Raw genomic sequence first — 24,111 nt, 5'->3', positions numbered from 1 at the left:
TGGGGCCGCAACTATTCCATTCGACCAAAAGAGCCCGTCATGACCCATCCCTACCGCTCCCACACCTGCGGCGCCCTGAGCGCGGCCGAGGTCGGCCAGACCGTGCGCCTCTCGGGCTGGGTCCATCGCAAGCGCGACCACGGCGGCGTCCTGTTCGTCGATTTGCGCGACCATTACGGCATCACCCAGGTCGTGACCGACAGCGACAGCCCGGCGCTCGCCGTGCTCGATTCGCTGCGCGCGGAGAGCGTCGTGACGGTCGAGGGTACCGTGAAGGCGCGTTCGGAAGGCACTGTAAACCCGAACCTCGCCACCGGCGAGATCGAAGTCTACGCCCGCGTCGCCACCGTGCTGGGCAAGGCCGAGGAACTGCCGATGCCCGTCGCCGGCGAGCAGGAGTACCCGGAGGACATCCGCCTCAAGTACCGCTTCCTCGACCTGCGTCGTGAGACGCTGCACGCCAACATCGTCAAGCGCACGCAGATCATCCGCGACATGCGCCGCCGCATGGAAGACACCGGCTTCACCGAATATTCGACGCCGATCCTGACGGCTTCCAGCCCCGAAGGCGCGCGCGACTTCCTGGTGCCGAGCCGCATCCACGCCGGCAAGTTCTATGCGCTGCCGCAGGCGCCGCAGCAGTACAAGCAGCTGCTGATGGTGGCCGGCTTCGACCGCTACTTCCAGATCGCGCCGTGCTTCCGCGACGAGGACCCGCGCGCCGACCGTCTGCCGGGCGAATTCTACCAGCTCGACCTCGAAATGAGCTTCGTGACCCAGGAAGAAGTCTGGGAAACGATGGAGCCGGTGCTGCGCGCAACCTTCGCCGAGTTCGCGGGCGACAAGCCCGTCACCCCGGCCGGTGAGTTCCGCCGCATCCCGCACGCGCAGGCGATGCTGGACTATGGTTCGGACAAGCCGGACCTGCGTAACCCGCTGCTGATCAAGGACGTGACCGAACACTTCGTCGAATCCGGCTTCGGCATCTTTGCGGGCATCGTCGCCAATGGCGGCACGATCCGCGCGATCCCGGCTCCGGGCGCGGGTGCTGGCAGCCGCAAATTCTTCGACGACACCAACGTCTGGGCACGCGGCGAGGGTTACTCGGGCCTCGGCTACATCAACATCAAGGACGGCGTCCCCGGCGGCCCGATCGCCAAGAACCACGGCGAGGAAAAGACCGCCGCGCTGATCGCGGCGCTCGGTCTCGGCCCGAACGACGGCGTGTTCTTCGCCGCAGGCAAGGAAGAGCAGGCCGCCAAGCTGGCGGGCCTCGCGCGTACCCGCGTGGGCGAGCAGCTGGGTCTGATCGACAAGGACCGCTTCGAGCTGTGCTGGATCGTCGACTTCCCGTTCTACGAATGGGACGAGGACAACAAGAAGGTCGACTTCGCGCACAACCCGTTCTCGATGCCGCAGGGCGGCATGGACGCGCTGGAGAACCAGGACCCGCTGACGATCAAGGCGTACCAGTACGACCTCGTCTGCAACGGCTTCGAGATCGCCTCGGGCTCGATCCGCAACCAGTCGCCGGAACTGATGGTCAAGGCGTTCGAGATGACCGGCCTAACGCAAGCGGACGTGGAGGATCGCTTCGGCGGCCTCTACCGCGCGTTCCAGTACGGCGCCCCGCCGCACGGCGGCATGGCCGCCGGTGTGGATCGCATCGTGATGCTGCTGTGCGGTGCGCAGAACCTGCGCGAGATCACGCTGTTCCCGATGAACCAGCGCGCCGAGGACCTCCTCATGAACGCGCCGAGCCACGCCGAGCCCAAGCAACTGCGCGAACTGCACTTGCGTGTGGTGGAGCCGGTCAAGCAGGGTGCTCCGGCAGCAGCCAAGACTGCTGTGCCCGACGCGGGGTGATCTACCTGGGAGCGGGAGGAACCCGGCCGCGCGGTCGGCGTTCTCCCGCTCATGCAGCAGCAGATTTCCGTCATCACCCTCGGCGTCGCCGACATGGCCCGATCCAGAGCGTTCTACCGCGACGGCTTTGGCTGGGAGCCGGTGTTCGAGATCGATGAGATCGCATTCTTCCAGATGAACGGGCTGGTGTTCGGCATCTGGAAGAAGGAAAAGCTGGAGGCGGACATGAACCGTCCCTGCGCACCGACAGGCAGCTTCGCTCTGGCGCACAACGTCGAAAGCGAATCTGCGGTGGACGACGCCATGACCCGTCTTGCGGCGGCGGGCGGTATCGTTCTGCGCCCGGCCGATCGCCCGCCACATGGCGGCTATCGCGGTTATATCGCCGATCCGGACGGCCATGCGTGGGAAATCGCTTGGAATCCGGCATGGACCGTGGATAACGCGGGACATGTCACATTCGGGGCCTGATCCAAGGCTCTTGCCAGCGCGCCGCCCAGTCTTTAGGGCGACTAGCGTAATTCAAACCCGCCTATTTTCGAAGGGGTCTATACAAATGAGCGATACCGCCGATCGGGTTAAGAAGATCGTCGTCGAGCACCTCGGCGTTGAAGCCGAGAAGGTCACCGAGGACGCCAGCTTCATCGACGATCTGGGCGCCGACTCGCTCGACATCGTCGAGCTGGTCATGGCGTTCGAAGAAGAATTCGGCGTCGAGATTCCGGACGATGCCGCCGAGAAGATCAGCACCGTCTCCGATGCCATCAAGTACATCGAAGAGAACAAGGGTTAATCCCTTCGGTCTGATTTCGGGCCTGCATTTCGGCGCTCCGCTCGTGAGGAGTGGGGCGTGAATGCAACACCGGATTGAAATCGGCAGGCTCGCCCTTTAAGGGGGCGGGCCTGTCGCCGTTTTCGGGCCGTCGGTTTCGCGACGACCGGATGCGGCTATTTGAGATTTTCGGAGAGCATATGCGTCGTGTCGTCGTAACCGGACTTGGTCTCGTCACCCCCCTGGGCGCTGACGTGGAGACCGTTTGGGCCAACATCCTCGCGAGCAAGTCGGGCGCAGGTCCGATCACCAAGTTCGACACGACGGGCCAAAAGTGCCTGATCGCGTGCGAAGTGAAGCCCGCCGATCACGAATACGGCTTCGACGCCGGAAAGCGCGTCGACCACAAGATCCAGCGCCAGGTCGATCCCTTCATCGTCTTCGGCATCGACGCCGCGGGCCAGGCGCTCGAGGACGCGGGCCTGACCGACATGAGCGAGGAAGACAAGCTCATGGCCGGCTGCTCGATCGGCTCGGGCATCGGCGGCCTGCCTGGCATCGAGAGCGAATCGCTGGTGCTGGCCGAGAAGGGCCCGGGCCGCGTCTCGCCGCACTTCGTCCACGGACGCCTCATCAACCTGATCTCGGGCCAGGTCTCGATCAAGTACGGCCTCAAGGGTCCGAACCACGCGGTCGTCACCGCCTGCTCGACCGGCGCGCACTCGATCGGCGATGCCGCGCGCATGATCCGTGACGGCGACGCCGACATCATGCTGGCAGGCGGCGCCGAATCGACCGTCTGCCCGATCGGCATCGCCGGTTTCGCGCAGGCCCGTGCGCTCAACTGCAGCTATAACGACCGCCCGGAACAGGCGAGCCGCCCCTACGACAAGGACCGCGACGGCTTCGTCATGGGCGAGGGCGCCGGTGTCCTCGTTCTGGAAGAGTACGAGCACGCCAAGGCGCGCGGCGCCAAGATCTACTGCGAAGTGATCGGCTACGGCCTGTCGGGCGACGCCTACCACGTCACCGCCCCGCACCCGGACGGCGACGGCGCCTACCGCTCGATGCAGATGGCGCTGAAGAAGGCCGGCATGACGCCTGCCGACATCGACTACATCAACGCCCACGGCACCTCGACCATGGCCGACACCATCGAACTGGGCGCCGTGCGCCGCCTGTTCGGCGACGCCATCGGCAATGTCTCGATGAGCTCGACCAAGTCGGCCATCGGCCACCTTCTGGGCGGCGCGGGTGCGGTCGAATCGATCTTCTGCATCCTTGCGCTGCGCGACCAGATCGTGCCGCCGACCCTCAACCTCGACAACCCGGACGAGGGCTGCGAGGGCGTCGACCTCGTGCCGCACGTCGCCCGCAAGCGCGAAGTGCGCGCGGTGCTCAACAACAGCTTCGGCTTCGGCGGCACCAACGCCAGCCTCGTGATGCGCAAGATCGACTAAGCCCATGATCTCCCGGCGCGGATGCGGCCTGGCGGCAGTCGTCGCCGTACTCTTCGTCGGGAGCCTCTGGGCCTTCTTCGGCGGCTGGTACGGCTCCGGCCCGCTGGAAGAAGACAAGCACTTCGTCGTCCCCACCGGCGCCAGCCTTGGGGACGTTGCGGACAGGCTGGAGAAGCAGGGCATGATCGCCTCCGCTTCCGGCTTCAAGCTGCGCGCGCGGGTGTTCGGCGGCGGCAGCGGGATCAAGGCGGGCGAGTTTGCCATTCCCGCCCATGCCAGCCCCTCGGCCGTGCTGGCGATCATCTCCAGCGACGAGATCATTCGGCGCTTCGTGACGATCCCCGAAGGCATGCCCTCGGTCATGGTCTATGATCGCCTCAAGGCACAGACGGCGCTGACCGGTGACGTCGCGGTGCCGGAAGAAGGCTCGATCCTGCCCGACACCTACAACTTCGAGAACGGCGAGGCGCGCGAGGAACTGGTGCGGCGCATGCAGGCGGCGATGAGCCGCACGCTCAAGGAACTCTGGGCGAACCGCGCCAAGGGCCTCGTCGTAAAGACGCCGGAGCAGGCGATCGTCCTCGCCTCGATCGTCGAGAAGGAAACCGGCAAGCCCTCCGAGCGGCGCATGGTGGCAGGGCTCTACTCGAACCGACTGCGGACCGGCATGCTGCTTCAGGCCGACCCGACGATCATCTACCCCATCACCAAGGGCAAGCGCCTCGGCCGCCGCATCCTCCAGTCGGAGATTCAGGCGGTCAACGGCTACAACACCTACACGATGGTCGGTCTGCCCAAGGGGCCGATCACCAACCCCAGCCGCGAATCGATCGCGGCGGTGCTGAACCCGGCCAAGACCGACGCGCTCTACATGGTCGCGGACGGCACCGGTGGCCACGCCTTCGCGGGCACTCTGGCCGAGCATAACCGCAACGTCGCCAAGTGGTTCGCCATTCGCCGCGAGCGTGGGGAACTGTAAGCTAGCTCAGAGTTCCGTCCTTCGCCTTCGCCCGCGCATAGAGCAGCGAGGTGAGGGCGATGGCGAAGATCACGGCCGGGAACACCGCCGTCGACCACCCCTTGGCCGCGATCATCCCGAAGCCGAGGAAGCTCCAGCCGAACTGCACCACCACGCCCGCCAGCGAGGCCGCGAAGAACACCCACGCGATCTCGCGGCGCATCAGGAGCAGGATCGCGCCCAGCGTGCCGCCCCAGACCGCCACGGCATAAGCGGCCCACGCCCATGCGGGCATCGAGCCGAAGGCCTGTGCGGTGACCGGGTCCGTCTTCGCGACATCGTCGAGATCGGCGTTGACCTGCATCAGATAAGCGGCATCGCCGATCAGGTTCCAGATCAGGATCAGTATCGAGATCACGCGGAACGTTCGCATCTGCTTCCCCCTTCATGCACTCCCGGCGCGAACTTTGCCCTGCGTCGCTCTTTCTGGCAATCGGGGCGGATTCGGGACGGGCAGCGGAGTTTCACGATGACCGAACAATCGCCTGACTGGCCCGCCAAAAACTGGGTCGCGACCGGCCCGCGTAAGGCGGGCGCACCCTTGCTCGTCACTGCGGAACTGCCGTCCGACGTGCTGGGCTGGGCGGACGCCCTCAGGCGTGCGCATTACCCGCCCGAGCGTAATCGCCTGCGCGCCCATGTGACGCTGTTCCATGCGCTGCCGCCCTCGGTCGAAGAGGAACTGATCGACCTTCTGAGCGACCTCGCCCGTGCCGCGCCGCCGCCAGCGCGGATCGAGGGGCTGATGAAGCTGGGCACTGGCACGGCTCTTTCCATCGAAAGCCCGGAAATGGTGGCGCTCCACGCGGAGATCGCCGAGCGCATGCACGGCCTGCTCACCCAGCAGGACGCACAGCCGCTACGCCTTCACGTGACGATCCAGAACAAGGTGACGGCGCAGGCGGCGAGGGCGCTGCAGGCGGAACTGGCGCAGCAATTGCAGCCGCGCACATTCCGTTTTCGCGGCTTCGGACTCTATGCCTGGGAGGAGGGCCTGTGGCGCCCGATCCGCCTCGTATCTTTTCGGCGTTGAAGGTGCTTTTTCGGTGTTGACCGATGCGAACCTTGCCCCTAGAGGACGCGGCCTGCCCCGCAGCAACGGGGCACCAGATCGGAACCGCTGTTAGCAGCGGAATGGTATGGCGGAGTAGCTCAGTCGGTTAGAGCAGCGGAATCATAATCCGCGTGTCGGGGGTTCGAGTCCCTCCTCCGCTACCATAATTCCTGAATCATCACATATAATCTGTTAGCGGCCTCACGCTATGAGGCTTGGGTTTGCATGTCCTCTCCCCTACCACGGCGTGGCGGGTGAGATCGAGGTATGTGAATGGCCCTTATGCGGCAATGGCAGGTAACGCTGCTTACAATGACCGGCCTGGGCGCCGCAGCTTTCGGACTGATTCGCGCCAATCGGCTTCCTCGTCGCCGTGCTTCTCCCGACTTGCCGTCTCCTGCCAATGCAGAGACCACGCTTTGGCGCGTTGCGCGAGAGCGGGCAGCCCGACGTCCAGGGCTATCGGGCTTGCATCTCTTGCCTGACGCGGTCGATGCCTTTGCGGCGCGTCTGCTGCTACTGAAGGCGGCCGAGCGCACGATCGACCTGCAATATTATATCTGGCATGGTGATCGCACCGGGACGTTGCTGCTGGAGGCCGTGCACGAGGCCGCCGAGCGTGGGGTGCGGGTGCGGCTGCTACTCGATGACAACGGCATCGCCGGGCTCGATGGCGTGCTCGCAGGGCTCAATATGCATCGCAATATCGAGGTGCGCCTCTTCAATCCTTTCCGTATCCGCTATCCCAAGGCGATCGGTTTTCTTGTGGATTTCGGCCGGCTTAACCGACGAATGCACAACAAGAGCTTCACGGTCGATGGCGCGGTTACGATTGTCGGTGGCCGCAACATCGGCGACGAATATTTCGGAGCGGGCGACGGTGCGCTTTTCGCCGACCTCGACGTTTTTGCCATCGGCCCCGTCGCGCGCGACGTGGAAGCTGACTTCGAGCGCTACTGGACCAGCGAATCGGCCTATCCCGCGCGCCAGATCCTGCCGATCGTAGGGCGCCACAAGCGTGCGAAGCTGCGCTCGCGAGCCTCGGTGGTGGAGAGCGATGCGTCCGCTCGCCGCTATGTCGAGCGTATCCGCAGCCTGCCGCTCGTGAAGGAGGTGGTCGAAGGCACGCTCACGTTCGAATGGGCGCAAGTGCGGATGATCAGCGATGATCCGGCAAAAGTCGTGCGCGACATCGAGTACCGCAATCTGCTGGCGGGAAAGCTCGACGAGGCGATTGGCCGGCCCGCGCGGGAAATGACAATCGTATCAGGCTATTTCGTGCCGGGTGAACAGGGGTCACGTCAGTTGGCGGATTATGCCCGTTCGGGTATAAAGGTGACGGTCCTGACCAACGGCTATTCCGCGACCGACGTAGCGTTGGTCCATGCTGGATACGCACCCTGGCGCAGGCGGCTTTTGCGCGCGGGTGTGCGATTGTTCGAGACGGTGGCGGAAGTGCGAGATGCGCCGTCGAAGAAGCAGCGGCGGCAAGGTAACCGTCTCGGTATCGGTAGCCGTCTGCGACCAAGCGGGAGCGGCTCGTTCGCGGCTCTGCGCTCGGGCGCGGCGACAATCCATGCCAAGACGATCACTGCGGATCGAGAGCGGTTGTTCGTCGGCTCGTTCAACTTCGACCCGCGTTCGCTCCGGCTTAATACGGAATTGGGCTTCGTGATCTACAGCCCCGTACTGGCCGGGCAGGTGGCGGAAGCGTTCGAGACGATCGTTCCTGGCGCGGCCTATCAAGTTACTCTCGACGAGCGGGACAGGCTGCACTGGACAGGCGAGCGGGGCAGCGGCGCGCGTGAGCCGGGGCTGGGCTTCCTAGACAGTCTGCTCATCGGCTTTGCATCGCGTTTGCCGATCAGCTGGTTGTTGTGATCACGGTGCGCGGAGGCTTTCGAGTCCACCGGAGAAGAAGCGTAGGGCGGGACCTGCCATGTCTTCCAGGCGCGCGACCGAGTGGTGACCCTGGCTGATGTCATCGAGAAAACCGGGATCCTGGACCATGAACACGAGTGCTGCCTCGATAAGGTAGGTTCCGGCCAGCAGTTCGCGTTCGGGGATGTCGGGACGGTACTTGCGCAGGCGGTCGATCAGGAGCTGCGAAACCACCGACAGCTTGGCGAGGATCGGGCGCAGTTCAGGCAGGCGGTATGAACTCATCAAGTGCGAGGTCATGACAATGTAGTTGCGCAAGGGGTCGTCGGAGCGCGAGGCGGACTGCAGGAAAGGCAGGATGAACGCTGTGACGATCTGTTCCAGCCCCAGCTTCGGCCCGAGCCCCGGCTTGTCAGATTCGTTCGCGACCTTTTCCCTGGCCCCGTTTTCCTCGGCGCGTGCGAAGCTGGCAGCGATGGTGTCACGCAGCAGATCCAGCTTGCGCTCCAGCACTGCATCGAGGACCAAGTGCTTGTTGCCGAAATGGTAATGCACAAGTCCCATGCGCACGCCCGCTTCCTGGGCGATGTCGCGCAGCGAGGTGCCAAGATAGCCGCTTTGGGCGAACAGCACTTCGGAAGCGTCGAGAATCTGATTGCGCGTCGCTTCTCCCTTGGCGGAAATGCGCTGCGTCTTTGCGGGCTCGATCATATTGCGCATTATGCCCGGTACAGAGCAGTCAGCCAGAGGGCAGAAGACAAAATGTGGGGCAAATTACCCACAGAGAAACAGGTGGGGCGGGTCGAGGCTCGACAATTCCCGTACAAGCGGCAAACTGGAGGTATCGTCCCGGGTTAACAGGGTAGGGCATGGCGTTCGATATCGGGGAAATTTACGACGCAGCCTTTGATCGTACGCGCTTTCCCGGACTGATCGAGCGGCTTGGCGTCGCAATGGGGGCGCAGGCAGGTTTTATCGGCTGGAGCGATCCGGACCGGCAGGTCGGGTTTCAGTTCCAGTACGGCAACGATCCGGTCTGGTTGAACCGCTATGTCGAGACTTATGCGGCGCAGGACGTATTGTTGCCGCACCTTCATGCCATTCCGGAAGGCGAATGCCAGTCGGCCTGGGACTTGCTGCAGATGCCTGAAGTGCGCGATAGCGCGTTCTATCGCGAATATCTCGCTCCGCAGGGCATCGTCGACAACCTGGCTGTGAACCTTATCAAGCGGCCAGGCATCGTTGCCAGCCTTGCGCTGCTGCGCCGCATGCCGTCAGAGCGTTACACTAGAGCGGAATGCGCGAAGCTTGCGGTGCTGGTGCCGCACTTGCGGCGCGCCATCTATATCCAGAGCCATCTCGTGCGTGCACAGGAACATGCTGCGGCCGATCGTGCCTTTGCAGGAAGTGCGGGGAGTTCCGTCATGCTGCTGAGCGCTGAACACGTTCTGCTTGAGGCGGCCCCGGCGCTCGTACCCCTGCTGCGCCTGCGCATCGGAGAGCCGGTGGGCGAGGGCGTCCTGGGCAGCGCCATCGCGCGGACGATCAAGCACGAGGAGCCGGTCGCGGCGGAAGTCGTACTCGGGGACGACGTATCCACGGTTCGTGTGCTGCTCGAAGCGCGGCGGCTCGACACGACTCGCTTCGGCGATCTTGCGGATGGGCCTGCGGCGACGTTCGCGGTGCATGTGACCCGCGTGGATTTGCCCCGCGCCATCGCTTTCGATGCGATCGGTAGTCTTTACGGACTGACTGCCACGGAATTGCGGGTGCTGAAGGATGCTGTCGATACTGGCGACATCACCGCGATCGGCGATCGACAGGGTATGGCGCGCGCGACCGCGCGCACGCATCTCCATCGAATTTACGAAAAGACGGCAACACGTAGTTTCGCCGGACTTTCCAGTCTGGTGCATCGTTTCGGGACGATTTCTCCGGTCTGAAAAGATGCCGGGCCTAAACAGATGGTGGATGCGGTGTTCGGGATTTGGAGCCTAAACATTTGGTGGAGGGCATCAGGGGGTGCCCCGAAAGCGAAATGGTGGGTTCCATGATGAACGTGCCGTCGATGCGAACCGGTTCAGGTGGGGGCACCAGGGCAGGTGTCGCAAACAATACAGCGTCGCCGGGGAATTTGCCTCCGCGCGAATCTTCCGATGACATGCCGGTATCCGCACTGCGTCCTTTTGCGGCTTTCGAGGGCGTGCTGATGGCGGCGGCGTTGCTTGCCGCGGCAGGCATGTTCATGGCCGCTGCGAGCAATACGTACACGATAACCGGAAGTGCCTCGGCGGCGACGGGCGTTCCTTCGGAATTGCCGTCCGACCCGACCATCGGCGGACGGTTGCTGGTGGCGCAGGATCTTGTCGCTGATCGGGAGACAGCCGGGCTGGAACGGGCCATCGGGCTGCTCGAAGGGGTGACGGCGCAGGCTCCTGGCTTCGCGCCGGGTCATGCAGGTCTTGCCGAAGCGCTGATCCTCTCGCGCGAGTTTGGGGGAAGGGCGGATGCGGATGCCTTCAGGCAGGCGCGGGAAGCTGCTGCGGCGGCGGTGCGCTTGGATCCGGACCTAGCCTCCGGGCATCGCCTGCTTGGATTTATCGCCTATTGGCGGGATCGCGATTTCGCGCTGGCGCAGAAACGTTTTGCGCGGGCGCTTGCCCTCGATCCGAACGATGTGCTGTCGCATTTCTGGTACGGTAATATTCTCAGTGACCATGGCGACCATGGTCCGGCGCTGGCGCAACTGGAGCGCGCGGCAATGCTGGAGCCGGACTCGATTGCAATCCGCACTGATCTTGCCTGGGCGCGGTGGTCGGCAGGACAGGATGCGATCGCCACCGCGACGCTGAAGGAGATCGCTGCAAGCCATCCTGAATTTCCGGTTGCCCAGGATTGTCTGGCAGTGATTGCCCTCGTCGATGGAGACGGTGTCGGCTACGTGCGTCACTTTACCCGGTTCGCGCAAGTACGGGCCGATGATCGACTGCTCACCAAAGCAGCGGAACTGGTCCGTGCAAGGCAGGGGCGGCTGCTGGATGTAGTCTACAAGCAGGCACTGGCCGACGTAGCCAACGGGTCGCGCAGCCGGGCATGGCCGGTGCTCGTCGCATCTTTGCAACGCGAACGAGCTTCGGTTGTCGATCTCCTGCAAGCGGCCGATCGGGCGGAAGAGGCGTGGGGCGACGCCGCGCTGATCCCGCGGATTCGCGCCGTGTGGAAGGATGATCCGGAAATTGCAGCGATGATAGACCGGCGGGTGGGCGTAAAGGCGCTGCGCCTAGCTTCCCGCTGAGGGAATCTGACCGCCGAGAGCCTGGTAGACCTGCACTTGGGCGACAAGCCGGTTGTAGCGGTTTTGGATGAGGCCGCTGCGCGCACTGCGGGCACGTTCCTGCGCGTCGAGCCAATCGCGCAGGGGAATAAGTCCGGCGCGGTACTGGCGTTCATATAGCGCCTCTGCATCGACGGCGGCTTCGTAGTTCTGCGCTGTGAACTGAGCCTGCCGGATGTACTGGTCGCGTGCCGAGAGTGAGACCTGCGTGTCGCGCAGGGCATCGTAGAACGTCTGGCGGAAGTCCTGCACGGCGATGTCGTAGTCGGCCCGCGCGACGCCGGTGGCGAGGCGCACCTTGGCCGGGTTCAACTCCGCCAGCGACAGCGCGCCGCCGAAGCTCGCGACCGGGTTGGTGAAGAACTTGAGCAGCGAGGAACTGGCCGTGCCGAGCGCGCCGGTCAGGCTGAAGCTGGGGTAGTAGCTCGCCACCGTGGCGTCGCTCGTTGCGAGCGTGAAGCGCAGGCGCAGTTCGGCTGCGGCAAGGTCTGGGCGGTTGGCGAGCAGCGAGGCCGGGACGCCCGCCGCGATGGCGGGCAGGTCGGCCTGAGGCAGCGCCTGCGGTTCCTGCCCTTCGTAATCCTGCCGGGCGAGCAGCGCGGCGATGGTCTTGAGCGCTTCGACGCGGGCCTGCACCAGCTGCGTTTGCGCGGACTCCTGCGACGCGACGGTCTGCTGCGCGTCGCGCAGTTCGAGGCGGGAGACGGCGCCCGCATCGTATTGTCGCTGCACCAGTTCCAGCGCCCGGCGTACATAGGCAAGGCTTTGTTCGCCCAGCGCGATCTGTTCGTTTGCATAGGCAAGCTGCCACCATGCCTGAACCGTGGTGCTGACGAGTGCGAGGCGGGTTTCGGCAAGGTCCTGCGCGGTGGCTTGCGCTTCCCAGCGGGCGGCGTCGGCCTGGGCATCGAGGCGGCCGAACAGGTCGATCTCCCAGGAGACGCCAAGCGTGGCGGAACTGCTCTTGTTCCATGCCGACCCGCCTTCCAGCGCCTTGGATGCGTCGGATGAGGCGCTGGCGGAGAGGCTGGGCAACAATGCCTGCCGTGCGAGGTCCGACGACAGCTTCGCGCGCTTGAGGCGTAGCCCGGCGGCGGCGAGGTCGGCATTGTCGGCAAGGACCCGGTCGACGAGTGTGGTCAGCGCGACATCGTCGAACTCGTTCCACCACGGTGCGCCGACCTTCTGCGGCGCGCCCAGTACACCCGCATCCCAGTTCGCGGCGACCGGCACGGCGGGCGCGGCATAGTGTGAACGGACCACGCTGCCGCAGCCTGCGGTCAGCGGCAGCAGGGCCAGCGCGGCAAGGAGGTGAGGGCGCATCGTCGTCAGTCTCTCGAAAGGGCGTCGACCGGATCGAGCCGGGCCGCACGGCGCGCGGGCAGGAAGCCGAACACGACGCCGATGAGGGTGGAACAGGCGAAGGCGGCGACGATCGAGGTAGTCGAATAGGCCATCGCGAAGTCGGAGGCGAAGTAGGAGAACACCACGCCCAGCGCCAGCGACAGGCCGACGCCGATGACGCCGCCGATCAGGCAGACGAGGATCGCCTCGATCAAGAATTGCTGGAGGATGTCGGACTGGCGCGCGCCCACCGCCATGCGCACGCCGATCTCGGCGGTGCGTTCGGTGACCGAGACCAGCATGATGTTCATCACCCCGATGCCGCCGACGACCAGCGAGATGACCGCGATCGCGGCGACGAGAAGGGTCATCGTCTGCGTGGCGCTGGTGATCGTGGCGCGGATGTCGTCGGAGTTGCTGATGAAGAAATCGACGGTGCCGTGCCGCTGGGTCAGCAGCTGCGTCACGGCGTCCTGCGCCGCCGAGGTCGAGACGTTGTCGCTGATGCGCACGGTGATGCTGGAGACGTAGCTCTGGCCCAGCATCCGGCTCATCGCGGTGGTGTAGGGGACATAGGCGGTCAGGCTGTCGCTGCCGCCGAAGCCCTGCTGCTGGGTGCCGACGATCCCGACGATGCGGACGGGCACCTTGCCGAGCAGCACGACTTTGCCGAGCGGGTCCTCGCCATCGGGGAACAGGGTCTTCTGGGTGTTCTCGTCGATCACCGCGTCCTGCGCCAGTTCGCGCACTGCCTGCGTATCGAACAGGCTCCCGGAATTGAGCGTCAGGCCGCGCACGCGGAAGTAGTCGGCGCCGACGCCGCTGACCTGTGCGGTCGCCGCGACGTTGCGGTATCGTGCGGTCACGCTGGTGGAGACGCTGGGCGTCACGCTGTCGATGTAGGAGAGCTGGCCGAGCGCCTCGGCGTCGCTGTCCTTGAGCGTCTGGATCTTGCCCGATCGCATGTCGCCGAAGCTCTTGCCCGGATAGACGGTGAGCGTGCTGGTCCCGAGCCCCGATATGTCGGAGAGGATCTTGGCCTGCGAGCCGTTGCCCAGCGCCACCACCGAGACCACCGAGGCGATGCCGATGATGATGCCCAGCATCGTCAGGAAGGTGCGCAGCTTGTGCGCCGACATGGCGAGCACGGCCATGTGGAACGCCTCGCGGAAACGGTCGGCCAGTTGGCCGAAGCCGCTGGCGCCGGTCGGCGGTGGGGCGAGGGCGGGCGCGGTCTTGGGTTCGGAGGTGCGGCGATCGTCGATGATTGCGCCGTCGCGGATCTCGATGATGCGCTCGGCGTGCTCCGCGACGTGCATGTCGTGCGTGACGATGATGACCGTGTGGCCTTCGGCGTGAAGTTCGCCGAGGATCGCCATGACTTCGACGCCGCTGGCGGAATCGAGCGCGCCGGTGGGTTCGTCGGCGAAGATCACCTCGCCTCCGTTCATCAGCGCGCGCGCGATCGAGACGCGCTGCTGCTGGCCGCCCGAAAGCTGGCCCGGCCGGTGCCCGGTCCGCTCGCCGAGGCCGAGACGGGACAGGATCTGTGCTGCGCGCGACGCGCGTTCGCCGCGCGGCTTGCCCGCGTAGATCGCCGGAACCTCGACGTTGCCGAGCGCCGAGAGGTCGGTCAGCAGGTGATAGCGCTGGAAGATGAAGCCGAAGTGCTCGCGGCGCAGCGCGGCCAGTTCGTCGGGCTCCAGTTCTGCGGTGTCCCGGCCGTTGACCCGGTACGATCCCGAGGTCGCCCGGTCGAGGCAGCCCAGGATGTTCATCAGGGTGGACTTGCCCGAACCGGACTGGCCGACGATCGCGACCATCTCGCCGGCCTCGATGGTCAGGTCGATGTCCTTGAGCGCCGCGAAGACGCCGTCACCCGAAGGATACTCGCGCCGGACGTGCGAGAGCGAGAGGAGCGGGGCGGGTTCCATCACCCGCCTCAGAAGCCCGGCGGCCCCATGCGGCGGCGACCGCTCGTTCCGCTATCGGCCTTGGCCTCGCCGATGACGACGTTCTCGCCTTCCTTGAGGCCTGACAGGACCTCGACGTTGACGTTGTTGTTGAGGCCGATCCTGACCTTGCGGCTCTCGATTGTCCCGTCTTCTGTCTTCACGCGGACGGCATAGGTGCCATCCTTGCCCTTCGCGCCGAGCGCGGTGGCCGGGATCGTCAGCGCATTGGCGCGGCGGTCGAGGACGATGGTGACCTTGGCGGTCATCAGCGCGCGCAGGCGGTTGTCCTCGTTGGGCACCTCGAACAGTGCGTTGTAGTAGATCGCGGTGCTGGACGACGAACTGCTCGACGAGGAACTGCTGGAACTGGAGCTGACTTCATCGACTATCGATTCCGGCGCCGGTTCGATCATGCGCAGCTTGGCTTCGTAGCGCTTGTCGGGATCGCCGAGGATGGTGAAGTAGACCGGCAGGTCGGGCTTCACGTTGATGACGTCGGCTTCGGAGACCTCGGCCTTGATCGTCATCACGTCCAGCTTGGCGAGGATCACGATCGTCGGTGCCGACTGGTTGGCGTTGACGGTCTGGCCCTGCTTGGTGACGACGGCGACGACGACGCCGTCCATCGGCGCGGTGATCTTGGTGTACCCCAGCTGCACTTCGGCGGTGTTGACGCTGACGCTGGCGGCGCGGATCTGCGCTTGCAGGGCGTCGTAGCTGGCCTGGGCGGACTGCAGTTCCTGCCGTGCCGTCTCGAAGTCCTGCTGCGATGTCGCCTCGCCGGCGCCAAGCATCTTCTGGCGGTTGAAGGCAAGCTGCGTGCGCGCCAGCGTGGCCTTTGCCGATGCGGCCTGCGCCTGCATGTTGGCAAGGTCGGCGCGGGCGGTCTCCAGGCTGTTGGTCTGGGTGCGCGGGTCGATCAGGCCGATGAGGTCGCCCTTGTGGACCACGTCGCCGATCTCGAAGTTCAGTTCGTCGAGACGGCCGGACACCTGCGCGCCGACGCTGACGAGTTCCTTCGGCTCCAGCGTGCCCGTCGCCTCGACGGTGCGTTCGAGCGCCCCGCGCGCGACCTTCACGGTCGCGACGTCAGGCTCGGCCGGAGCGGCGAGGAACAGCTTCCAGACGAGAAGGAGAACGCACGCGCCGAGTACGACGCCGCCGATCACGATGCGACGAGTGGTGAACATGCTGCTTCGTATGGCCGCTGGAAGGCAGCTTGTAAGCAGGGATTTTGGTAGCAATGTGTAACGGTTGCGCCAATCCCTGCGACAAAGAGCAGCCTTGGGGATCAGCCCTGATAGATGCCGGAGGGAAGACCCGTAACGCCCGCATCGACCTCGTAGAGCGCGCCGTCGAATTCCGATTCCGGCAGGCCCGTTGCCGCAGAAGTCACGAACATGCGGTCGAGGTTCTCCCCGGCAAAGGCGATGTTGGTGATGCGCCTGGCGGGCAGCTCGATCGAGCGGTCGCGGGTGCCGTCCGGGGCGAAGCGGCTGATGCGGCCGCCGTCCCAGTGGGCGACCCAGAGGAACCCTTCCGCATCGGTGGTCATGCCGTCGGGATAGCCGTCGTCCTCGGAGAAGCGGATGAATTCCTGCCGATCACGGGCGCCGGTTTTGTCGAGGGCTAAGCGGTAGATGGTACGGCGGCCGGAATCGGTGTGGTAGAGCCAGTTCCCGCACGGCGAGAACGCCGGACCGTTGGTCACGGTGTAGCCGGTGTCGACGACCTGCCATTCGCCCTGCGGCGAGAGGCGGTAGAACGAGCCGGAGACTTCCTCCTCGGCCATGTCCATGGTGCCGCACCAGATGGCGCCGTGGCGGTCGGCCTTGCCGTCATTCATGCGGTTGCCGGGCAGGTGCGGTTCGGGATCGGAGCGCTCGCCGATGGTCAGCGGATCGAGGGTGATCGCGGCGACGCCGTCGCGGAAACCGCCGAGGAAACCGCCCGAGGCGCGCGGAGCCACCCAGCCGAGCGGCGCGGGCATGTCCCAGCGTTCGATGGCGCCGGTGGCCAGCGTTAGCCGGTTGAGGGCGGGGGCAAGGATATCGACCCAGTAGAACGCGCGGTCCCGCTCGCACCACAACGCGCCTTCGCCTAGGGTGTCGCGCGTGTCGCGCTCGATCTTGCGCCAGAGGGTCATCGTTCTCTCTCCCATGTCGAGGCCGCTGATCTGTCGGCCCATAAAAACCTCGTCATCCCCGCGAAAGCGGGGACCCATCTGACGTCGGTGCAACAGGCACTTCCAAGAGATGGGTCCCCGCCTTCGCGGGAATGACGAGGTTTATGCTGGATCAGTGGTTGTCGCGCGGCAGGCCCATGGTCTGGGCGATGCGCTGGTACTTTTCCGCACCCTCGAGGATCGCGCCGGTATCCATCTGGCCCACGAGGGCGCGCTGGATTTCCTGCCACGGCGTCTGCGAGGCGGGGTACTGGTAGCCGCCGGCGGCTTCCAGTTCGGCACGGCGCGTTGCCATCTCCTCGTCGGAGATCAGCACGTCCACCTTGCCCGCCTTGAGGTCCATGCGCACCCGGTCGCCGGTCTTCAGCAGCGCCAGACCGCCCATCGCCGCCGCTTCCGGAGAGGCGTTGAGGATCGAGGGGCTGCCCGAAGTGCCCGACTGGCGGCCGTCACCGATGCAGGGCAGGGCGCTGACGCCCTCGGTGATGAGGTAGGCGGGCGGGCGCATGTTCACGACTTCGGCCGCGCCGGGGTAGCCGATGGGCCCGGCGCCGCGCATGAACATCAGCGTCTCGGGGGTGATGCCGACCGAGGGATCGTCGATGCGGTGGTGATAGTCCTCGGGACCGTCGAACACCACGGCGGGGCCTTCGAAGGCGTCCGGGTCGGCGGGGTTCGAGAGGTAGCGGTCGCGGAATTCCTTGGAGATCACGCTGGTCTTCATGATCGCGGCGTCGAACAGGTTGCCCGACAGGACGAGGAAGCCCGCCTCCTCGACCAGAGGCTGGTCGAAGGTCTTGATGACCTTGTCGTCCTCGATCGTGGCGTCGCGGCAGTTGTCGCCGATGGTCTTGCCGTTGACGGTGAGGGCGCTCTCCTGGATCAGTCCCTGGCCGATCAGCTGCGCGACGACGGCGGGGACGCCGCCCGCGTGGTAGTAGTCCTCGCCGAGGTACTCACCGGCGGGCTGCAGGTTCACCAGCAGCGGAATCTTGTGGCCGAGGCGCTCCCAGTCCTTGAGCGGCAGGTCCACGCCGACGTGGCGGGCCAGCGCGGCAAGGTGGATCGGCGCGTTGGTCGAACCGCCGATCGCGGCATTGACGACGATCGCGTTGTGGAAGGCGTCGAGCGTCAGGATGTCGGAGGGCTTTAGGTCCTCCCGCACCATGTCCACGATGCGCTTGCCGGTGTGGTAGGCACATTCCTGGCGGTCGCGGTAAGGCGCGGGGATCGCCGCCGAACCGGGCAGCATCATGCCCAGCGCCTCGGCCAGCGAGTTCATCGTCGTCGCCGTGCCCATGGTGTTGCAGTAGCCGGTCGAGGGTGCCGAAGACGCGACGAGCTTGATGAAGCCGTCCGCGTCCAGTTCGCCCGCCGCCATCATCTGGCGGCCCTTCCACACGATCGTGCCCGAACCGGTGCGCTCGCCCTTGTGCCAGCCGTTGAGCATCGGGCCGACCGACAGCGCGATGGCGGGGATGTTGACGGTGGCTGCAGCCATGAGCATCGCCGGGGTCGTCTTGTCGCAGCCGGTGGTCAGCACCACGCCGTCGAGCGGGTAGCCGTAGAGCGCCTCGACGAGGCCGAGGTACGACAGGTTGCGGTCGAGCCCGGCGGTGGGGCGCTTGCCGGTTTCCTGGATCGGGTGGACCGGGAATTCCAGCGCGATGCCGCCCATCTCGCGAATGCCTTCGCGGATGCGCTCGGCCAGCACGAGGTGATGGCGGTTGCACGGGCTAAGGTCGCTGCCCGACTGGGCTATGCCGATGATCGGCTTGCCCGAACGCAGTTCCTCAAGGCTGAGGCCGAAGTTCAGGTATCGCTCCAGATAGAGCGAGGTCATGTCGATGTTGTCGGGATTGTCGAACCAGGCGCGCGAGCGCAGCTTGGGAGCAGGGGTTTCGGTCATGGTTGTTTTCTTTGGTCCGGTTCAGCGCGGAGAAGTGGTGACGCGGTAGATCATGACGTGCCGGTACGGCTTGCCGGGATCGACGCGGGTGCTCGGGAAGTTGGCGTGGTTGGGGCTGTCGGGGAACTTCTGCGGTTCCAGCGCGATGCCGTCGCCCATGCGGTAGAGGTGGCCCTGCTTGCCGATGAAGGTGCCGTCGAGGAAATTGCCGGAGTAGAACTGGACGCCGGGCTCGGTCGTCAGCAGTTCCAGCACGCGGCCCGAGACCGGGTCTTCGAGGCGGGCGGCGAGTTCGGGGGTCTTGGTCTGGCCCTTATCTAGCGCGAAGTTGTGATCGAAGCCGCGGCCGTAGACGATCTGCTGGTCGTTGCCGTCGCGCAGGCCCACGGCGACCGGCTTGCCCTTGCGGAAGTCGAACGGGGTGCCCTCGACGGGGCGCAGTTCGCCGGTCGGGATCAGCTTTTCGTTGACGGGAGTGTACTTGCTCGCCGGGAGGGTGAGCACGTTGGTCATCGCGTCGCGCTCGGAGCCTTCGCCCGCCATGTTGAAGATGGCGTGGTTGGTCATGTTGAGCACGGTCGGCTTGTCGGTCGTCGCGTCGAAGACGATCTGCAGGTTGCCGGATTCGTCGAGCGAATACGTCACCTTGGCCTTCACGGTACCGGGATAGCCGGAATCGCCGTCCGGGCTGACGAGCGAGAACACTGTGGTCGCCACCTTGCCCGACTTCACCGATTCGAGCTTCCAGTTCTGCACGTCGAAGCCCTTGCCGCCGCCGTGGAGTGACTGGCCATGATCGTTGCCGGGCAGCTGGTAGGTCTTGCCGTCAAGCGTGAACTTGCCGTCGGCGATGCGGTTGCCGTAGCGGCCGATGGTGGCGCCCCAGAAGTTCGGGCGCGTATCGAAGTCGGAGAGCTTGTCGTAGGCGACGAGGACGTCGGCGGTCTTGCCGTCGCGGTCCGGCGCGTTCAGCTTCCACAGCGTCGCGCCGAAGGTCAGGATAGTGGCGGAAACGCCGTTGCCTGCCGTCAGAGTCACCGCGGTGACCTCGCTGCCGTTCGACAGCTTGCCCGCGCTCGCCTGCGTCGCTTCGGTGGCCAGCGCGGCATTGGCGCTAAATGCCAGTGCCAGAACGGACGCTGCCGTCGTGATGGCCTTGACCGGATTCCTCATTCCCTTAGCTCCCGCATTTCGGTGAGATTTCGATTCTTGTACGAAGACGCGCCCCATTGACGACGCCGCTTCGCGCATATAGTCCGACAAATAGAAAGAGCGCAAGCCGGTTCACGGTACAAGTGGTCGTCCGGCGTCGCTATCGAGAGGAATGTCATGCCCCCAGTGGTCTCATCCACCGACGCCCCGGTGCTGCACGCCCAGCCCGCCGGCGTGCGCTACGGTCCCGCGCTTACGCTGCTCGCCAGCCTGTTCTTCATGTGGGGCTTCATCACCGTCATCAACAATACGCTGCTGCCGCACCTGCGCAGCGTATTCGAGCTGAGCTACACCCAGACGACACTGATCGAATCGGTATGGTTCATCGCCTACTTCGTGGCCTCGATCCCGTCAGCCAAGCTGATCGAGCGGATCGGCTATCAGAAGTCGCTCGTCGCGGGCCTGCTCATCATGGCTGCAGGCGCATGCGGCATGATGCTGGCAGCCAGCATCCCGTCCTACGGCGTCACGCTCGTCATGCTGTTCGTCATCGCCAGCGGCATCACGCTGCTGCAGGTGGCCGCGAACCCCTACGTCGCCGTCGTCGGCAAGCCCGAGACCGCGTCCTCGCGCCTCAATCTGGTGCAGGCGCTGAACTCGATGGGCACGATGCTGGCGCCGCTCTTCGGGGCCTACCTGATCCTCGGCCGCTCCAAGGGCGGCACGGCCACCGCCGGGACCGTCCTGACCGAAGCCGAACGCATGGCGGACGCCCACTCGGTGATCCTGCCTTACGCGCTCGTCGCCGTGGTGCTGGTGATCCTCGCGGTCATCATCGCCAAGTTCCCGCTGCCCGCGATGGGCTCGGCCGGTTCGCGCGTCGCCAAGGAACAGCGCAAGCACCTCTCGCTCTGGAACCACCGCAACCTGGTGTTCGGCATTCCGGCGATCTTCATCTACCTGATTGCGGAAATCGGCGTCGCCAACCTCTTCGTGAACTTCGTCAGCCAGCCCGACATCGCCAACCTGACGCACGAGCAGGCGGGCAAGTACCTGAGCTTCCTGTGGGGCGGCATGATGGTCGGCCGCTTCGCCGGCTCCGCCGTGATGCAGCGCTTCGATGCCGGCAAGGTGCTGGCGTTCTTCTCTGTCGGCGCCTTCGCGGTGATGATGGTGACGGTGTTCGCCCATGGCGAAGTGGCGATGTGGTCGCTGATCCTCGTCGGCCTGTTCCACTCGATCATGTTCCCGACCATCTTCACCCTCGGCATCAAGGGCCTCGGCCCGCTGACCGAGGAAGGCTCCGGCCTGCTCGTCATGGCGATCGCAGGCGGCGCTCTGGTCGTGGTGCAGGGCTGGCTGGCCGACAACTACGGGCTGCAGACCTCGTTCCTGCTGACGGCGGCTTGCGAACTCTACGTGCTGTTCTACGCGCTGTGGGGCAGCAAGGTCACCAACGCGGTGCCGCCGCCGGAAGCGACTTTCGAATAAGCGCGCGGCAGATAGGAAATGAGCCCCGGCGAGAGATCGTCGGGGCTTTTTTGTTTAGAAGGGAAGAGAAGGGCAGGGGTTTACCACCCCTGCACCCCGTGGACTTGGCGGCGTGATGCGCGCAGCAGTCTCGGTGCTCTATTGCGCCGCAGGCTATTCAGTCTCCCGGCTCGCCGTTGTGCCTGAGGAGGCGGCGCGCGTGCCCTCGACGATTACGGGGTGCAGGGGTGGTAAACCCCTGCTTTTCCCCTGTTCAATCTTCCATCGAGCTACGCGTATCTTCCAGAGCCAGATCCACCAGCACGTTCATCGCCTCCGCAGCGGCAGCCGCATCCCCTGCGGCGATCGCGTCGTAGACCTTGACGTGATCCGGGATCGGATTGCGCGGCAGGGCGCGAGCGCGTTGCTTGAACTGCGTGGTCCAGTTCACCGCCGCGCCGATTGAGGCGCTGAGCGTGAGGAGCGCGTCGTTGCGTGTCGCCTGGAGGATCGCCTTGTGAAAATCGCGGTCAGCGGCGCGTCCGGCCTCGGTGGTGAGGGTGTGGCGGCGCATGGCGGCGAGGGCGTCCTTCATCGCCTTGAGGTCCGCCTTGTCGCGGCGCTGGGCGGCGAGGCGGGCGGCGGCGGGTTCGACGATGGCGCGCAGTTCGAACAGGCTCCGGACGAATTCGATGTCGGGCTCGCCCGCGAAGGCCCAGCCGAGCACTTCGGGGTCGAGCAGGTTCCAGCGATCACGCGGGAGGACGCGGGTGCCGGCCTTGGGGCGGCTCGCGACGAGGCCCTTGGCGGTCAGCACCTGGATCGCCTCCCGATAGGCGCTGCGTGAAACCTGCAGTTCCTCGGCGAAGGCGACTTCGCCCGACAGAATGTCGCCGGGAGCATATTTGCCTGACAAGATGGCAGTACCGAGCTTGTGTGCAATGGCTCCGTGCAGTCTGCGGCCGGGGCCTCGGGCTTCTTCGCCCTGTTTGGTGTTTTCGTCGGCGGTCGTCAAATCGGCATCTGGCACAGGTAAGGGCTCCTCCGGGAGCGAAACTAACAGCGGTTTGCGCGAGAAGGAACGACAAACATTGCGTTTCGCTCGCACAGGAAATATGTCGGAGTAAATAGGGAGTGCCCAATGACTGAATTTCGTTCCATCGTCGCTGCTACCGGTGAGCCTCAGGGTGAGCCGCTCGCCATCAGCACCACCGCCGATGTGGCCGCTGCCTGCGCTGCCGCGGCTGCTGCGTTCGATACCTATCGCGCGACCGATCGCGAGACGCGCGCTGCGTTCCTCGAGCGAATCGCCGACGAGATCATGGCGATCGGCGAGCCGCTGATCGAAGCCTACATCGCCGAGAGTGGCCTGCCGCGCGGGCGCGGTGAGGGCGAGCGTGGCCGTACCTGCGGCCAGCTGCGCCTGTTCGCCGACGTCGTGCGCAAGGGCCAGTGGCAGCAGCTTCGTATCGATCCCGCGCTGCCCGACCGCGCGCCGCTGCCGCGTCCGGACCTGCGCCTGCGCATGATCCCGGTCGGTCCGGTCGCAGTGTTCGGCGCCTCGAACTTCCCGCTCGCGTTCTCGACGGCGGGTGGTGACACCGCTTCGGCGCTGGCGGCGGGCTGCCCGGTCGTCGTCAAGGGCCACCCGGCGCACCCGGTCACCGGCGCGCTGATCGCTGCCGCCATCACCAAGGCGGTGAAGGATGCGGGTCTGCCCGAGGGCGTGTTCCAGCACCTCGTCGGTCCCTCGAACGAACTGGGCGCGGCGCTCGTGCAGCACCCGGCGATCATGGCGGTCGGCTTCACCGGTTCGCGTGGCGGCGGTCTTGCTCTCGCCAAGGTGGCGCAGGCGCGCGAAGTGCCGATCCCGGTCTATGCCGAAATGTCGAGCATCAACCCCGTCCTGCTGCTTCCCGAGGCGCTTAAGGCGCGCGGCGAAGCGCTCGGCGCGGCTTTCGTCGGCTCGCTGACGATGGGTGCAGGCCAGTTCTGCACCAACCCCGGCCTGATCCTCGCCGTCGAGGGTGAGGGGCTGGACGCCTTCGTGACCGCCGCAACCACTGGCGTGTCGGAAGCCAAGCCGCAGACCATGCTGACCACCGGCATCGCCGCCGCGTACGCCAAGGGCGTCGCTGCGCTCGAAGCTCTTCCCGGCGTCGAAACGCTGGCCAAGGGCGAAGAGGGCAGCGTCACCACCGGCGGCGCGATCCTGTTCCAGACCTCGGCCGCGCAGTTCCTTGCGGACAAGGCGGCGGGCGACGAAGTGTTCGGCGCCTCCTCGATCGTCGTGCGCTGCAAGGACGAAGCCGAGTTGCTGACCGTGCTGGAAGGCCTTGAAGGCCAGCTGACCGCCACCCTGCACATGGACGGCGCTGACGAGGGCGCCGCCGCCCGCGTCCTGCCGGTGCTGGAGCGCAAGGTCGGCCGCATCCTCGTCAATGGCTGGCCCACCGGCGTCGAAGTGTGCCACGCGATGGTTCACGGTGGCCCGTTCCCCTCGACTTCCGACCCGCGCACCACGTCGGTCGGCAGCATGGCGATCGACCGCTACTTGCGTCCGGTCAGCTACCAGAACTTCGCGCAGGGCCTGCTTCCCGCTGAACTGCGTGACGATGCCTTCGGCGACGGCGCCCCGCGCCTGATCGACGGCACGCTGACCCTCAACTGATCTGATCCATCCATCCGGGCGGCGCGCTCTCAAGAAGCGC

General features: G+C 65.5%; 20 protein-coding genes and 1 tRNA gene. 12 read left to right on the top strand and 9 right to left on the bottom strand.

Annotated elements, in window-relative coordinates; genetic code table 11:
* The first annotated feature begins 39 nt into the window (after window positions 1–39).
* The 5 genes from aspS (at window position 40) to mltG (ending at window position 5,077) form a co-directional block, all read left to right on the top strand.
* Window positions 40–1,866, top strand: coding sequence for an aspartate--tRNA ligase (gene aspS / locus PKE80_RS05135; protein ID WP_271181588.1), 1,827 nt, complete (start codon window positions 40–42; stop codon window positions 1,864–1,866).
* Window positions 1,867–1,917: 51 nt separating this feature from the next.
* Window positions 1,918–2,337 (top strand): VOC family protein, encoded by a 420-nt coding sequence (locus PKE80_RS05130; protein WP_271181587.1) that lies wholly within the window; start codon window positions 1,918–1,920, stop codon window positions 2,335–2,337.
* 85 nt (window positions 2,338–2,422) lie between these two features.
* The gene (locus tag PKE80_RS05125) at window positions 2,423–2,659 is read left to right on the top strand and encodes an acyl carrier protein (RefSeq protein ID WP_007679564.1); all 237 of its coding nucleotides are present in this window, start codon (window positions 2,423–2,425) and stop codon (window positions 2,657–2,659) included.
* 179 nt (window positions 2,660–2,838) lie between these two features.
* Window positions 2,839–4,098 carry a beta-ketoacyl-ACP synthase II gene (gene fabF, locus PKE80_RS05120; RefSeq protein ID WP_211150220.1) on the top strand — a complete coding sequence of 420 codons (1,260 nt, stop codon included), beginning with the start codon at window positions 2,839–2,841 and terminating at the stop codon, window positions 4,096–4,098.
* Between the two features lie 4 nt (window positions 4,099–4,102).
* A complete protein-coding gene (gene mltG / locus PKE80_RS05115) occupies window positions 4,103–5,077 on the top strand; it encodes an endolytic transglycosylase MltG (RefSeq protein ID WP_271181586.1) in 975 nt (324 codons plus the stop codon).
* A gap of 1 nt (window position 5,078) precedes the next feature.
* On the opposite strand, the gene PKE80_RS05110 is transcribed toward mltG, so the two are convergent.
* Complete coding sequence (locus PKE80_RS05110) at window positions 5,079–5,489, bottom strand: sugar transporter (RefSeq protein ID WP_271181585.1); 411 nt, start codon at window positions 5,487–5,489, stop codon at window positions 5,079–5,081.
* A gap of 96 nt (window positions 5,490–5,585) precedes the next feature.
* On the opposite strand from PKE80_RS05110, the gene PKE80_RS05105 reads away from it, so the two are divergent.
* The 3 genes from PKE80_RS05105 (at window position 5,586) to PKE80_RS05095 (ending at window position 8,051) form a co-directional block, all read left to right on the top strand.
* Entirely contained in the window at window positions 5,586–6,149 is a 564-nt protein-coding gene (locus PKE80_RS05105) for a 2'-5' RNA ligase family protein (RefSeq protein ID WP_271181584.1), read from the top strand.
* Window positions 6,150–6,257: 108 nt separating this feature from the next.
* Window positions 6,258–6,334: transfer RNA gene (locus tag PKE80_RS05100), tRNA-Met, on the top strand.
* Window positions 6,335–6,647: 313 nt separating this feature from the next.
* On the top strand, window positions 6,648–8,051 hold the full coding sequence (locus PKE80_RS05095; protein ID WP_271181583.1) for a phospholipase D family protein: 1,404 nt from the start codon (window positions 6,648–6,650) through the stop codon (window positions 8,049–8,051).
* Here the strand turns inward: PKE80_RS05095 and PKE80_RS05090 are convergent, their stop codons facing one another.
* Window positions 8,052–8,762, bottom strand: a complete 711-nt coding sequence (locus PKE80_RS05090; RefSeq protein ID WP_271181582.1) for a TetR/AcrR family transcriptional regulator — start codon at window positions 8,760–8,762, stop codon at window positions 8,052–8,054. It lies immediately after the preceding gene.
* Between the two features lie 158 nt (window positions 8,763–8,920).
* Here PKE80_RS05090 and PKE80_RS05085 point away from each other — a divergent pair, with 158 nt between their 5' ends.
* Together PKE80_RS05085 and PKE80_RS05080 are read left to right on the top strand one after the other, a co-directional pair.
* Window positions 8,921–9,994, top strand: a complete 1,074-nt coding sequence (locus PKE80_RS05085; RefSeq protein ID WP_271181581.1) for a helix-turn-helix transcriptional regulator — start codon at window positions 8,921–8,923, stop codon at window positions 9,992–9,994.
* A 218-nt stretch (window positions 9,995–10,212) separates the two neighbouring features.
* A complete protein-coding gene (locus tag PKE80_RS05080) occupies window positions 10,213–11,346 on the top strand; it encodes a tetratricopeptide repeat protein (protein WP_271181580.1) in 1,134 nt (377 codons plus the stop codon).
* Here PKE80_RS05080 and PKE80_RS05075 read toward each other — a convergent pair.
* From PKE80_RS05075 to PKE80_RS05050, 6 genes are all read right to left on the bottom strand, one after another.
* Window positions 11,332–12,708, bottom strand: a complete 1,377-nt coding sequence (locus PKE80_RS05075) for an efflux transporter outer membrane subunit (protein ID WP_271181579.1) — start codon at window positions 12,706–12,708, stop codon at window positions 11,332–11,334. The two genes, PKE80_RS05080 and PKE80_RS05075, sit on opposite strands and share 15 nt — an antisense overlap.
* Window positions 12,709–12,713: 5 nt before the next feature.
* Window positions 12,714–14,663, bottom strand: coding sequence for a MacB family efflux pump subunit (locus PKE80_RS05070; protein WP_271181578.1), 1,950 nt, complete (start codon window positions 14,661–14,663; stop codon window positions 12,714–12,716).
* Between the two features lie 8 nt (window positions 14,664–14,671).
* The gene (locus tag PKE80_RS05065) at window positions 14,672–15,874 is read right to left on the bottom strand and encodes an efflux RND transporter periplasmic adaptor subunit (RefSeq protein ID WP_008829565.1); all 1,203 of its coding nucleotides are present in this window, start codon (window positions 15,872–15,874) and stop codon (window positions 14,672–14,674) included.
* A gap of 101 nt (window positions 15,875–15,975) precedes the next feature.
* Window positions 15,976–16,830, bottom strand: a complete 855-nt coding sequence (locus PKE80_RS05060) for an SMP-30/gluconolactonase/LRE family protein (RefSeq protein WP_271181577.1) — start codon at window positions 16,828–16,830, stop codon at window positions 15,976–15,978.
* Window positions 16,831–16,981: 151 nt separating this feature from the next.
* Window positions 16,982–18,778, bottom strand: coding sequence for an IlvD/Edd family dehydratase (locus PKE80_RS05055; RefSeq protein ID WP_271181576.1), 1,797 nt, complete (start codon window positions 18,776–18,778; stop codon window positions 16,982–16,984).
* 21 nt (window positions 18,779–18,799) lie between these two features.
* Entirely contained in the window at window positions 18,800–19,951 is a 1,152-nt protein-coding gene (locus tag PKE80_RS05050; RefSeq protein WP_271181575.1) for an aldose epimerase family protein, read from the bottom strand.
* Between the two features lie 156 nt (window positions 19,952–20,107).
* Between PKE80_RS05050 and PKE80_RS05045 the strand changes: the two genes are divergently transcribed.
* Window positions 20,108–21,421, top strand: a complete 1,314-nt coding sequence (locus tag PKE80_RS05045; protein ID WP_271181574.1) for a sugar MFS transporter — start codon at window positions 20,108–20,110, stop codon at window positions 21,419–21,421.
* A 253-nt stretch (window positions 21,422–21,674) separates the two neighbouring features.
* On the opposite strand, the gene PKE80_RS05040 is transcribed toward PKE80_RS05045, so the two are convergent.
* Entirely contained in the window at window positions 21,675–22,430 is a 756-nt protein-coding gene (locus PKE80_RS05040; RefSeq protein ID WP_271181573.1) for a FadR/GntR family transcriptional regulator, read from the bottom strand.
* A gap of 111 nt (window positions 22,431–22,541) precedes the next feature.
* On the opposite strand from PKE80_RS05040, the gene PKE80_RS05035 reads away from it, so the two are divergent.
* Window positions 22,542–24,071, top strand: a complete 1,530-nt coding sequence (locus PKE80_RS05035; RefSeq protein WP_271181572.1) for an aldehyde dehydrogenase (NADP(+)) — start codon at window positions 22,542–22,544, stop codon at window positions 24,069–24,071.
* Window positions 24,072–24,111 lie beyond the last annotated feature (40 nt).

This window comes from Novosphingobium resinovorum (assembly GCF_027922145.1).
In the GTDB taxonomy this organism is placed as follows: Bacteria; Pseudomonadota; Alphaproteobacteria; order Sphingomonadales; family Sphingomonadaceae; genus Novosphingobium; species Novosphingobium resinovorum.
This window is presented reverse-complemented; position numbering and strand designations above follow the sequence as displayed.